The following is an 11,945-nucleotide window of genomic DNA, read 5'->3' on the forward strand; positions in this document are numbered from 1 at the left end:
CGCATTCCCTTGTACCAGGGTTTTGCGTTGCTCAGGATTGAGGGCAAATGCCGGTTGGCTTGCGGCCAGCCGGCGCCTGAATTAGCGATCCAGCTCGAGAATGAAAGCTTCGGCTTCTGGCCAGTGGCCAAATCCTGCAGCCGGGTTCAGATGACCTACTGCACCGAGATTGCGCAGTTCGGCACCCCAGCCTCGAGCCATGCGATTGACGGCTTCGAGACTGGCCAGGTGATCATTGGTGCTGCCAATCACCAGGCTTGGGAACGGCAGCGGACCTTCGGGTAGCGGATTCCAGCCATGGGACCGCAGCGATTCGGAAGAAGGGTAGCCTTGCGGCCAGGTGGCATCGAGGTCCGGCGGCGCGGCCAGCAGAGCGCCCTTGATCGGACGCCTGTGCAACGCGGCCCAGTGCGCGACCATCAATACGCCGGCACTGTGGGCGACCAGAATCACCGGCCCGTCGATTTGCTCCAGTTCATGCTGGATCGCACGGACCCGTGCAGCGCAGTCGAGTTTGTCGGTTTCAAGCGGTGGGACGCTGCGTACCTTGGCAAGCCTGGCTTCAAGCAAAGTCTGCCAATGCTCGGCCACGTGCTCACGCAAGCCCGGTACGATTAAAACGGTTGCAGCAGTTTGCAGTTTGTCCACGTCAGCACCTACGCTTTCTCGATGACTCGACTGACTCATTGGTCAGACGTTTTTGTAGTGCTGACATTAAAGAGCGCCCACCCCGGACGCTTTACATTAGACGTCAGTCGCTTTTCTTTTCATGACAAATTCGGGGGCGTCGACGTGAGGTGCCCGCTGGTCGAAAACCACGGCAGGTTTGCCCAAGGCCACTGTAATCAATACGTGGACGGATTTATCGCGATCAGATGGCTACGTTTAAAGGGAGAACCGGGCGCCTGACTACACTCAACCAACAACTTTCCATTTCATGACGTGCTGGATATAGTCGCCACGCTCATTTCCACCCTCACCGGCCCAGGGAAGACCCACGCATGACCAAGCTTGTTCGCGCCGCCGTCTTGACCAACTACCTGGAGGTCACTAATTACCTGGGTTTCAACCCGCGTGATGTATTGGCTGCCAACGGCTTGAGCAGGGCTCAGTTGCTGGCGCCGGAACACCGGATCCCTATCGATTCCGCCGTGCGCGTGCTGGAAGATTCCGCCGTCGCCAGTGGTTGCCAGAGCTTCGGCCTGAGCATGGCCGAGTCACGCCAGCTCTCGGATTTCGGCGTGGTCAGCCTGCTGCTCACGCACCAGCGCACACTGCGCGAAGCCTTGCAGGTGGTGGTGCATTACCGTCACTTGATGAATGATTCGCTGGCCATCTTCATTGAAGAGGCCGGCAAGATGGTGATCATTCGCGAAGAGGTCGTGACCGATACGCCGATGCCTTCACGGCAAGCCAACGAACTGGCCATCGGCGTGATGTTCCGTTTGTGCGCCGCCCTGCTCGGCGCGCATTGGCACCCCTACAGCGTCAACTTCACGCACCAGCCTCCGGACAACCTGCAACTGCATCGTCGCCTGTTTGGCTGCACCGTGGAGTTCGGCAGCGAGTTCAATGGCATTGTCTGCCCCAATGCCAGCCTGGACGTGACCAACCCCCACGCCGACCCGGCCATGGCACGTTACGCTCAGGGCTACCTCGACTCGTTGCTGAGCCATGAAGGCGAGTCGTTGCTGTTCGAGGTGCGCAAGGCCATTTACCTGCTGCTGCCCATGGGTCGCGCCACCATCGAGCAAATCGCCCAGACCCAGGGAATGAACGTACGGACGCTGCAACGACGCCTCAAAGACGATGGCTGCGCCTTCAACGACCTGATCAACGACGTGCGCCGCGATCTGGTCCTGCGTTACCTGGAGAATCCGAATTATTCACTGGGGCGCATCGCCGACATGCTCGGGTACTCGATGGCGAGCTCTTTCACGCGCTGGTTCATCACCCAGTTCGGCATGCCACCGGCAGCGTGGCGCGCACAAAAGCAAGGCAGCGCCAAATCTGTCCCGGGTCATAACGAATCCTGAGGCCGCCAAACCCCTGAGTCCCCCCCCGGGAATTCGGGGTATTAAACATCGCCCGAAAGCGCCTGTTTAAAACCCTTCCAGGTTACTTCCGGAAAGCCACAAGACCTTGCGCCGTTGCCTACGGCTACGCCAGAATCCGCCGGCTTGTGCGCCTTGGTCCGGGTCTCTATCGTTTCCGGGTCGCTGACAATTCAGCGATCGGGTTTAGCAGCTCGGACAAATATCAAGGCACGTCAGTGCCGCCTCTGATCAACCGACACTGTTTCGTCAGTTGCTCTGCGTTATGGCGGCTATGCGTGGGGCACTTCGGTGCGCCGGGTTCCTTGATCCCTGGTCTGCTAACCCGCGTACAGCCGCCACCCACTTTGTTTAGCAGCGATGGATGCTGGCTCCCATGATCAAGGAGTCAGACGCCATCATTAATTACTCGAGTCCTTCGGGTGTGGTCCCGACCGATAGCCTCAAGGATTACGGCAAAATTGCGTGGCTCGGCGCTCGTGACGTAGACGACGCCGGGCTGCTGAATCTCGAAACCATCAGTGGCAGTACCGTCTCCCTCGGCATTGGGCGGCTCGCCCTTAGCGCCCCAACTCTTGCTGCCCCGGTTCTGGGCCTTGACGCTGCCGGAGCCGCGACATTGGCCGGTGTCGTCGCCTTGTTCTGGACGCCGAGCCTGGGTGATAGCGCGCTCTATACCGAAGACCAACTGCGTACCCTCAAACAGGCCAGAACCCGCGTTAGGCTTCAGGTCGAGCAACAGGCTGACGGCAGCCTCAAGGGCTACGGGTTTTACACCGGCAAAAACCGTGATTGGGAAATGGTCGATGTTGTGCAGTTCACACTGCGCGGCAGTCAGCAGGTGGCGGATCTTGGGGATGGCGTCGAGCTGATCTGGACACCGGCCGTGGATGGCTCGGACATCCTCGGCATTCCTGCGCTGGAAACGGCACCACCGGCGCCGCATATCTGGGTGTACCCGCCGACGCCGGCGGCGGCCAGCATCATAGTGAATCCGGTGTATCCGCCGGAGTACAAGGATTTCATTCTGGTGTTCCCGGTGGGGTCGGGGGTGAAGCCGGTTTACATTGTGGTGAGTGTTTCTGATCACAATTACCATCCGGCACCGACAGGCCTTACTGCTTTTCCTGACGCGACGAAGTCAAATCGTAAAACACCCATAAAAGGCGGTGGCGGACTTAGGAAGCGATGGAAAAACCCAAAAGGGATAATTTTCGAATGGGACTCGCAGCACGGAGCTGTCGAGATGTACGACAAACGTGGTCGTCATCTCGGTGAATATGATCCAACTACGGGCGAGCAGACCAAACCCGCAGATAAGACCAGGAGTGTGGAACCATGATTTACGTCATAGAAGCATTTGATAAAAAAACCGAGCTCATCGCATTCGAAGAAAAATTGCCGAGTGGCTACGATAACGAGCTGAAAGCGATTATGGGATGGACGGCGGACCAACAAGGCTGGGAGGGATATAACCTCACTGCCGAGCAGCTTGGTGCGTTGGAAGGAATACTCGGCAAAAAAATTTATGATCCAGCCTATCTATTCCAGCTGACCTGCAACGCCTAGATACAGCCGCGCTCAGTTCTCAAGCCAAATCCCCCCGGCCTAATTACCTGATCGGGATTTTCTTTAACCCGTCCCTTTTAGATAGCGCTGCTGCTAAAAGCATTGAGCCAACTGTGTAACCGCAGCCCTGTGGCGAGGGAGCTTGCTCCCTCGCCACAATAGCTACCTCATCACAAACTGTTTTCGAACCAACGAAAAAAGCGGCGACTGCTTATACAGTCGCCGCGAAAAGCCGGCGTTTGTGACACCGACCGAGAGCCGCACAGTGCTGAGGAGTCAAACCCGGTGCGGCGCTGCCATAAAACGGATGTTGACCGGGCTCAGAACCCCCAGCGCAGCAACAGCAGCACCAGGACGACAAGGAACACCGTCTCCCCCACCATCAGGAGAATGGGCTTGATGCCGACGGAGGCCAGCTCCTTGAGCTGAGTCTTCATGCCCAGGGCACTGATGGACACCACCAGGCACCAACGCGACAGGTCATTGACCGTGCCTTGAACGACGGGCGCTATCCATCCCGTACTGTTGATGCACGCCAGCAGCAGAAAGCCGACGGCGAACCACGGCAGCAGCGGCGGTCGCTTGCCGCCCGTTTCGGCGCCTTGCATGCGCGTGACCATGGCCGCACAGACGATCACTGGCAGGAGCATGGCGACTCGCATCAGCTTGACCACCGTGGCCGTGTCGCCCGTTTCGGTCGACATGCTGTAACCGGCACCGACCACTTGGGCCACATCGTGGATGGTGGCGCCGAGGAAAATACCCGCCATTTGCGGTGACAATGACAACCAGTTGGCAATCATTGGATAAACAATCATCGCCATCGTCGAAAGGGCCGACACGCCAATGACGGTAAACAGTGTGGCGCGTTCTTTCTGCGGATGATTGGGCAAGGCTGCCGCCAGTGCCAGCGCTGCCGAAGCGCCACAGATCGCCGTCGCGCCACCGGTGAGCATGCCGAATAAACGCTGGAAACCCAGCATCTTGGCCGCAATCACCGAAACGCCAATGGTCACCACCACCAGCGTCACTACCAGCGCCACTGGCTTCCAGCCCAGACCGGCAATCTGCTCAAGGGTAATGCGCATGCCCAGCAGGGCCACGCCAAGGCGCAACACGGTGCGCGCGGTAAATTCGATACCGGCCTTGCACACGCCCTCCCCGGCCAGGAAGTTCAGCGCCATGCCCAGCAGCAAGGCGAACAGCATCACCGGTGCACCGTAGTGCTCGGACAAAAACGAAGCGGCGGCGGCCACGATCAGACTGACGATAAAACCCGGGGCCAGTTCGCGTGTTCGGCTATGGATACGGGTGAGAGCAATGGCGCTCATGGCGCGGACTCCTCAGAAGCGATAACGATAAAAGCCTGGCCGTCGACGAGCTCGACCGGGTAATTGTTGACCTTGAGCTGGGTGGAATTGAGCAGGTAACCACTGCGCAGATCGAAGCGCAGGCCATGGGCGCAGCATTGAATCACCCGGCCATCCAGGCGCCCGCCGCACAGCGAAGCGCCCTGGTGCGGGCAACTGTCATCGATGGCAAACACGTCGCCTTCGACGTTGAACAGCGCGAGGCTTTTGTTCTCGAATTCGAACAGCGCACGACCACCCGCCTGCGGGAGTTTTGCGGCAGGCACCGGGACACGACGCGTCATGACGGGGTCTGCATGCGCTGGCGTTCCAGCGCTTCGTACATGACGCTCAGCATCACCTCGGCAGGCTGCGCGCCGACCAACGTTAACTGGCGGTCGAACAGAAAGCTCGGCACACCGCTGGAGGCCCCGACCTCGTTACCGACAAAGGGACCGGATTCGTCTCTCAGGTAGTCCCTCACCGCGTCGGCGTCGTAACCGCACGATTGGGCGATGGTGATCAACGTCTCGCGGCGACCGATGTCCTCGCCGTTCTGGAAGTACGCGGCGAACAGACGCTCAAGCAATTGGTCGCGTTGAGCCGTGCTACCCCGCGAGTTGGCATGCGCCAACAGACGATGGGCGTCCGCGGTGTTGGGCATGGTGGTGATGCGACTCAAGTCGACGTCTACCCCTACCGCTTTCGCCGCCTGCTGCACCTGAGCCTGACGCATGGTGACCGCTTCGGCGCTGCCCAGACGGTTGAGGTAGAACTCGGCGAACGGTTCACCCTGTACCGGCAGGTGAGGCAACAACTGCACCCCGTGCCATACCGTGGTGACCAGCACATCCGGTTGCTGCGCGTGCAGCAACGCTTGCGCGCGCTCCAGTTGGCGCTTACCGATCAAGCACCAAGGGCAGATGAAATCGAAAAACACATCTATACGTAAACGAACACTCACACCTTCACCTCTACCACAGCTTCACTTACAGAATCGTTGACACGTTCACCCGCCAACCGGGCGATATCCTTGTGGTAATGACACTTGGCAAAAAAGAACACCGCCGCTGCCGCGATACTCACCAGCGGTACCAGTTGGAAGGCCGCGTGCAAACCGATCAGGTCGGACACCTTGCCGGTGATGAACGGCCCCGGCGCCAGGCCGAGCAAATTGTTGGCCAGTGTCAGCGTGGCAAACGCCGTACCGTGCACCGAATAGTGGGTCAGGTTGGCAACCATCGCCCCGGCCGGGCCGGTTGTGCCGGCGGCAATCAACATGCCCAGGCAAATCAACAGCAATTGCGCAGGTCCCGGCGGCAAGGCAAACGCCGCCGACAGCAGCAGGCAACTGCCCAGGCAATACGCGATGGCCAAAGCGACCTTGCGTTCGGCCGACTGACGACACATGCGATCACTGAGCATGCCGCACAGGATCATCCCGGCACCGCTGCACAGGACGATGATCGCCGCGACACCGCCCGCCTTGTCCGGCGCCATGTCGTAATAGCGATTGAGGTAGCTGGGCATCCACACAATCACGGTGCCGCCCACGAACAGTTGCAAGCCACTGCCGATGTAAGCCGCAATCACCGAAGGGCTGGAGCACAGCGTGCGCAATGGACGCTTGACCACCGCGACGGCTTTTTTGCCCGCCTGGGCGGCGCGTTGCGGGGCAATGCGCGCTTCCTTGACGATGATCGGGTAAAGCACCGCCAGCAGCAGACCAAACAGGGCCATGCCGGCAAACGACCAGCGCCAGCCGAGCTTGGCCGCGATAGCGCCGCCTAACGCCATGCCTAACACCGAACCGAACATCCCGCCCGCCATAAAGGCACTGGCCAGGGTGGCCCGCATGTGTTTCGGAAACACCGAAATCACCACGGCAATACCGACGCTGCCATACGCAGCCTCACCGACACCCACCATGAAGCGGGCGATAAACATTTGCTGGTAGTCCTGCGCCAGCGCACAACCCAGCGTGGCCAGACTCCACAGCAACGCCATCAGCGCCAGGCTTTTAACCCGGCCGAAGCGGTCAGCTATCAACGACAGCGGAAACGTCAGCAGGCCGACCATCAAGGCCACCACGCCGCTGAGCAAACCCAGCTGGCCGTCCGTCAGGGCCCACTCGCCCTTGAGCATCGGGAATACCGCGTTCAGCACTTGGCGGGACATGTAATCGGAAATCAACAGGCCGAACGTCAGTGCGAAGACGATCCAGGCATATTTGCGCGCAACACCGACACCACTGGTGTCGTCATCGTCGGCGGCGATAGGGTGAAAGGCCATGCAGCCTCCTCGAAACATTATTTTATTGTTGTTATCGAGCGTGTTTCACTGCAGCGAGCGAGGGGTCTACCCCCCTCGCTCCCGCTGTCGGTCAGCCGCGTTGCGGCACACCTTTTTGCCCAGCCTTGCGGTTGGGGGCCATGCCGTTGGCCAACAGTGTTTCTTCGATGGTGTCGTACTTCACACCGATGCGATAAATCTCGCGAGCTTCTTTACCGGTAGCGATTTCACGTCCCAGTTCATGAGCAATGCGCACGGTTTGCTTGATCTGGGCAACCGAACCAAAACGCTCGCCCTTGTGATCAATGATAGTGTCTTCGTTGCCCACGCGCGGGTGCATTCCCATGGCCATCGACATGGTGTTGAACGGCAGCACGTTCTTGAGCAGCGACTCGGAGGTCAGGGTGCAGCCGTCCGGTACGCGGTGGATGAAGTTGAAGAAGTTGAATGGATTCGGGCCGTCGAAACCGCCGCCGATGCCGATCCAGGTCAGGTTCAATGGACCTTTGTAGAGACCCTTGCGCACCATGCGCTGCAGCGTTTCCAAAGCGTGCATGCCGGTCAGCTGGAAGTGCGGCTGGATATCATTGTCCATCAGACGCTTGAGGTGCTCGATAACCCAGGCCGGGCCGGCCGGTACGGTCATTTCGCTGTAGGCCGCCTGGTAGGCAGGGTTGGCCAGGGAAGTGCCTTCCAGGTATTCCGGATACAGCAATTCCATGATGTTCATCTGGGTGGTGTTGATCGCCACCGTGACCTGATCCGGTTTTGGCGTCAGCTCGGCCAGCATGTGGCGGGTATCGTCGGACAACCACAGCGCGGCTTCGCCATCGCTTTCCGGTGCGAAGGAAATCGAACCGCCGACCTGGATAATCATGTCCGGCACCGCTTCACGGACGCCGGCAATCAATTCGTTGAACTTGGACAGGCGCTTGGAACCCTTGCCGTCCAGTTCACGTACGTGCAGGTGCAGCACGGTCGCGCCGGCTTCATAGCACTCGACCGCTTTCTGGACTTGCTCGTCCATGGTCAGCGGGATGTCTTCCGGGAAATCTTCGGGCATCCACTCAGGGCCGTACGGGGCCACGGTGATGACCACTTTTTCCATGTTTTCCGGGTGCAGGGAATCGTCGAAGAATTGCATGAGTAACTCCAGTTTTTATGATTGTCCGCCTGCCGGTCATGCCTGGCAGGCGCGTCTACGAGTACAAAATTCAGAGGGGATCGATCAGAACGTCTTGTCGCCAATAATCCCGGCGCGTTCCATCTTGCGATGGCACGGCGGGTAATCCATGACCGCGTAATGCTGGGTGCTGCGGTTGTCCCAGATGGCGATGCTGTTCGGCTTCCAGCGCCAGCGAACCTGATACTCAGGGATGTACGCCTGGCTGATCAGGTAACGCAGCAACTCGCCGGCGCCAGGGTTGGCGTCCTGACCGAAGCGCACCCGCTCAGGGGTGTGGTAGTTGCTGAAGTGCGTCGTGAAAGCGTTGACGAACAGCACTTTCTCGCCAGTTTCCGGGTGGGTGCGCACCACCGGGTGTTCGGCGTCCGGGTACATCGCCTTGAGCGCCAGGCGTTTTTCAATCGGCATGGCGGCACCGAAGCTCGCTTCGATGCTGTGGCGGGCGCGCAGGTCGGCGATCTTGACCTTTACGTCTTCCGGCAAGTTCGCATAGGCCAGGACCATGTTGGCCCACATGGTGTCACCGCCCACAGGCGGGCACTCTACGCAACGCAGTACACAGCCCATCGGCGGGGCTTCGCGCCAGGTGGCGTCGGTGTGCCAGGCGTTCTCGTAGCGGTCCATTGGCTGGTCCGGATTTTTGTAGATGCGCACCAGCCCCGGGTGATCCGGGTCGCTGCCGGCCACCGGGTGATCCTCCAGCTCGCCGAAACGACGGGCGAAGGCCACGTGGTCGGCACGGCTGATGTCCTGATCGCGCAGGAACACCACCCGATGCTTGAGCAGCTGGGCACGAATCTCGGCAAACAGACCGTCGTCATGCACCGCGTCGGCCAGGTTGACGCCGATCAGCTCGGCGCCAATGCTGCAGGTCAATTGTTCGACTTTCATGGCTGGCAGCTCCTTAAATGACGAAAATCGACGAACCAGTGGTCTTGCGTGACTCCAGGTCGCGATGGGCCTGGACGGCGTCTTGCAAGGCATAGTGCTGGTTGATTTCGATCTTGATGCGACCGCTGCCGACGTGGTCGAACAGCTCGCCGGCCAGCTCGGCTTTTTCCGCCGGATCGGCGATGTAGTCAGCCAGGGCCGGGCGCGTCATGTACAGCGAGCCCTTCATCGCCAGCAGCGCTGGATTGAACGGCGGAATCGGACCGGATGCAGTCCCGACACACACCATCAGGCCGCGACGCTTGAGCGAATCCAGCGAACCCTCGAAGGTGTTTTTGCCAACGCTGTCGAACACCACGTTGACACCCACGCCGTCGGTCATTTCACGAACGCGTTGGGCGACGTCTTCATGGCTGTAGTTGATGACATGGCTGCAACCGTGAGCCAGGGCAATTTCGCCCTTGGCCTCGGTGGATACGGTGCCGATGACGTTCACGCCGAGCAACTTGGCCCACTGCGAAACGATCAGGCCGACACCACCGGCAGCGGCGTGCAGCAAAATAGTGTCACCCGCCTTGAAGTCGTAGATGCGGCGCATCAGGTACGACGAGGTCAGGCCGCGCATGGTCATGGCGGCGGCGGTTTCGAAGCTGATAGTTTCCGGCAACTTGATCAGCGGTGCGGCCGCGATCAGACGCTCGGTGCTGTAGGCACCCAGGGTATTGAGAAAACCGGTGTAGGTGACGCGATCCCCCACTTGCACATTGGTCACGCCTTCCCCGACGGCCTGAACCACACCGGAAGCCTCAACCCCCATTCCGTTGGGCATAGGGATCGGATAGGTGCCATTGCGGAAGTAAGTGTCGGCATAGTTCAAGCCGACCGCCACATGACGAAGACGAACCTGGCCTGGACCGGGATCGCCGACTTCCACGTCTTCATAGCGAAGGACTTCGGGACCACCGGTTTCGTAGAAGCGTACGGCTTTGGCCATGATTTCTTATTCTCCAATCTGCAATGTTGGCTTGCTGCGTCGAAATGCGCTGATTGGACTGTAGGATGCCGCCCTGGGAACCGCTTCTCATCAGACGACAATGGCTTTTCATTTCATGACACACGCCTTGAGGAAAGATTCGGGTTGAGGGCCGGAGATGCGCCGGCGGCCGTGTTTAATAGTTTTTGAGGGTTATTGATTCGGATTATCCAGTCAGTGCGGGCAGCATGCGCCCCGCTTTGCCGGAACCTGAATGACAACTTTCATCACTTGAGAACAGAACACATGAGCATGTCGAATAAATGGATTGCGGGTATCGCCTTGAGCTGCGTGTTTCAGGTCGGCTGCGTCTCGAAAGTGGCGCAGCAAGAGCAGTATTCGGGCTTCCTGGCCAATTATCAGGGGCTGGAAGAACAAACGACGCCGAGCGAACAGAAAGTGCTGCGCTGGGTGTCGCCCGGGTTTGATCCTCACGCCTATTCCACTGTCGTGTTCAAGGAAGTAGAGCTGTATCCGGCGCCGAAACCGACCGAACGCGTCAACCTGAAAACCCTGCAAGACGTGCAGACGATGGCCAGCAACAGTATCAAGACTGCCCTGGCCCCCTCCTACACCATTGTCTCGACTGCAAAACAGGCACCGGCCGCTTCGCGGACCTTGATCTTGCAGGCGGCGATTACCCATGTCAGCGCCAACAACGAGGGCATGCATTGGTATGAGGCCGTTCCAATCGGCGGGATTATCGGGGCCACTCAAGCCGCTACCGGCCATCGCGATCAAACGGCGGAGATGTTTATTGAAGCCGACCTGGTCGACGCCAACACCGGTTTGGCAGTCGCCAAGGTGGTACGCAAGGTGTTCGGCGCGACGTTGAAAAACGCCAGCCAGCCTATCGCTGCCAATGACTTCAAGGTCGCACTTAAAGACGTGACGAACGACATTCACGCACTGCTTTCCAAGCAGTAACCCCCGCGGAGTACCCCATTGCGAGTAGACGCGCATGGGGTTTCAGCCTCTGGCCTGAACAAACTGTAAGGCCACGAAACGACGTTTTACGAGAGTCCGGTTTGATGAAAATACTGACGTTTACCTTATCGGCCCTGGCATTGCTCGCCAGTTCGCAGGCATTGGCGGTGACCGTGGTGCCGCTGAAGAGCCAAACTTCCCAGACGATCCAGCAAGACACCAGCGCCTGCCAATCTCAGGCCAATGCCCAATTCCCGATCCAAAACACAACGCCATCGGGTGGTCGGGTAAAAGGCGCGACCAAAGCGGCGGTCGTCGGAGCCACTGCCGCGGAGGTTCGAGGCCGCCAACACGACAACCTCTACGACCAGGTCGACGACGATATCAAGCAAGACTATCGCCAGAACAATGCGCGCAGTGCCGCCGCGGCCGGTGTGGTGATCGGGGGATCCAGACAACGCCAGGAGCGCCGTCAGGACGCTGCCGCCACCGACCAAAGCGTCACCGCCAACAACTCCGTGTACAGCAGCTGCCTGCAACAGCGTGGCTATAACGTTTTGCCTTGATCCAGGCGCTCCTTGATGGAGCGCTGGCCCGCCTGAACAATCTGCCTCGCAGTTTTCGGCTAGCGCCGATGACCCGTA

12 protein-coding genes and 1 pseudogene are annotated in these 11,945 nt (G+C 59.4%); 5 read left to right on the top strand and 8 right to left on the bottom strand.

The features are described from left to right. Window positions 1–81: 81 nt before the first annotated feature. On the bottom strand, window positions 82–648 hold the full coding sequence (locus AB4N43_RS06090; RefSeq protein ID WP_460153524.1) for an RBBP9/YdeN family alpha/beta hydrolase: 567 nt from the start codon (window positions 646–648) through the stop codon (window positions 82–84). A 353-nt stretch (window positions 649–1,001) separates the two neighbouring features. Between AB4N43_RS06090 and AB4N43_RS06095 the strand changes: the two genes are divergently transcribed. The 3 genes and pseudogenes from AB4N43_RS06095 (at window position 1,002) to AB4N43_RS06105 (ending at window position 3,623) form a co-directional block, all read left to right on the top strand. Then, on the top strand, window positions 1,002–2,036 hold the full coding sequence (locus tag AB4N43_RS06095) for an AraC family transcriptional regulator (RefSeq protein WP_027921443.1): 1,035 nt from the start codon (window positions 1,002–1,004) through the stop codon (window positions 2,034–2,036). Window positions 2,037–2,418: 382 nt separating this feature from the next. Beyond that, window positions 2,419–3,396: pseudogene (locus AB4N43_RS06100) on the top strand (colicin E3/pyocin S6 family cytotoxin); the annotation flags it as partial. After that, window positions 3,393–3,623 (top strand): DUF7683 domain-containing protein, encoded by a 231-nt coding sequence (locus AB4N43_RS06105; RefSeq protein ID WP_027921446.1) that lies wholly within the window; start codon window positions 3,393–3,395, stop codon window positions 3,621–3,623. The pseudogene AB4N43_RS06100 and the gene AB4N43_RS06105, both read left to right, overlap by 4 nt. A 320-nt stretch (window positions 3,624–3,943) precedes the next feature. Here AB4N43_RS06105 and AB4N43_RS06110 read toward each other — a convergent pair whose 3' ends face one another. The 7 genes from AB4N43_RS06110 to AB4N43_RS06140 form a co-directional block, all read right to left on the bottom strand. Next, window positions 3,944–4,954, bottom strand: a complete 1,011-nt coding sequence (locus AB4N43_RS06110; RefSeq protein WP_027921447.1) for a YeiH family protein — start codon at window positions 4,952–4,954, stop codon at window positions 3,944–3,946. Further along, complete coding sequence (locus AB4N43_RS06115) at window positions 4,951–5,277, bottom strand: Rieske (2Fe-2S) protein (protein WP_027921448.1); 327 nt, start codon at window positions 5,275–5,277, stop codon at window positions 4,951–4,953. Before AB4N43_RS06115 ends, AB4N43_RS06110 begins: the two co-directional genes overlap by 4 nt. After that, on the bottom strand, window positions 5,274–5,936 hold the full coding sequence (locus tag AB4N43_RS06120; protein WP_027921449.1) for a DsbA family oxidoreductase: 663 nt from the start codon (window positions 5,934–5,936) through the stop codon (window positions 5,274–5,276). Before AB4N43_RS06120 ends, AB4N43_RS06115 begins: the two co-directional genes overlap by 4 nt. Continuing rightward, complete coding sequence (locus AB4N43_RS06125; protein ID WP_460153528.1) at window positions 5,933–7,264, bottom strand: MFS transporter; 1,332 nt, start codon at window positions 7,262–7,264, stop codon at window positions 5,933–5,935. Before AB4N43_RS06125 ends, AB4N43_RS06120 begins: the two co-directional genes overlap by 4 nt. 91 nt (window positions 7,265–7,355) lie before the next feature. Beyond that, the gene (locus tag AB4N43_RS06130; RefSeq protein WP_027921451.1) at window positions 7,356–8,408 is read right to left on the bottom strand and encodes a beta-keto acid cleavage family enzyme; all 1,053 of its coding nucleotides are present in this window, start codon (window positions 8,406–8,408) and stop codon (window positions 7,356–7,358) included. A gap of 84 nt (window positions 8,409–8,492) precedes the next feature. Then, window positions 8,493–9,341 carry a TauD/TfdA dioxygenase family protein gene (locus AB4N43_RS06135; protein ID WP_027921452.1) on the bottom strand — a complete coding sequence of 283 codons (849 nt, stop codon included), beginning with the start codon at window positions 9,339–9,341 and terminating at the stop codon, window positions 8,493–8,495. A gap of 13 nt (window positions 9,342–9,354) precedes the next feature. Then, window positions 9,355–10,335 carry a quinone oxidoreductase family protein gene (locus tag AB4N43_RS06140; protein WP_027921453.1) on the bottom strand — a complete coding sequence of 327 codons (981 nt, stop codon included), beginning with the start codon at window positions 10,333–10,335 and terminating at the stop codon, window positions 9,355–9,357. Between the two features lie 285 nt (window positions 10,336–10,620). Between AB4N43_RS06140 and AB4N43_RS06145 the strand changes: the two genes are divergently transcribed. Then, on the top strand, window positions 10,621–11,301 hold the full coding sequence (locus AB4N43_RS06145; protein WP_027921454.1) for a DUF3313 domain-containing protein: 681 nt from the start codon (window positions 10,621–10,623) through the stop codon (window positions 11,299–11,301). A 104-nt stretch (window positions 11,302–11,405) separates the two neighbouring features. Further along, a complete protein-coding gene (locus tag AB4N43_RS06150; RefSeq protein WP_027921455.1) occupies window positions 11,406–11,867 on the top strand; it encodes a hypothetical protein in 462 nt (153 codons plus the stop codon). Window positions 11,868–11,945: the final 78 nt, after the last annotated feature.

This window comes from Pseudomonas sp. S2_B07, assembly GCF_054668435.1.

What these genes read in the sequence shown, in the direction of transcription:
- AB4N43_RS06095 (WP_027921443.1), top strand. Translation starts at nt 1,002, where the DNA reads ATGACCAAGCTTGTTCGCGCCGCCGTCTTGACCAACTACCTGGAGGTC.
- AB4N43_RS06105 (WP_027921446.1), top strand. Translation starts at nt 3,393, where the DNA reads ATGATTTACGTCATAGAAGCATTTGATAAAAAAACCGAGCTCATCGCA.
- AB4N43_RS06110 (WP_027921447.1), bottom strand. Translation starts at nt 4,954, where the DNA reads ATGAGCGCCATTGCTCTCACCCGTATCCATAGCCGAACACGCGAACTG.
- AB4N43_RS06115 (WP_027921448.1), bottom strand. Translation starts at nt 5,277, where the DNA reads ATGACGCGTCGTGTCCCGGTGCCTGCCGCAAAACTCCCGCAGGCGGGT.
- AB4N43_RS06125 (WP_460153528.1), bottom strand. Translation starts at nt 7,264, where the DNA reads ATGGCCTTTCACCCTATCGCCGCCGACGATGACGACACCAGTGGTGTC.
- AB4N43_RS06130 (WP_027921451.1), bottom strand. Translation starts at nt 8,408, where the DNA reads ATGCAATTCTTCGACGATTCCCTGCACCCGGAAAACATGGAAAAAGTG.
- AB4N43_RS06135 (WP_027921452.1), bottom strand. Translation starts at nt 9,341, where the DNA reads ATGAAAGTCGAACAATTGACCTGCAGCATTGGCGCCGAGCTGATCGGC.
- AB4N43_RS06140 (WP_027921453.1), bottom strand. Translation starts at nt 10,335, where the DNA reads ATGGCCAAAGCCGTACGCTTCTACGAAACCGGTGGTCCCGAAGTCCTT.
- AB4N43_RS06145 (WP_027921454.1), top strand. Translation starts at nt 10,621, where the DNA reads ATGAGCATGTCGAATAAATGGATTGCGGGTATCGCCTTGAGCTGCGTG.
- AB4N43_RS06150 (WP_027921455.1), top strand. Translation starts at nt 11,406, where the DNA reads ATGAAAATACTGACGTTTACCTTATCGGCCCTGGCATTGCTCGCCAGT.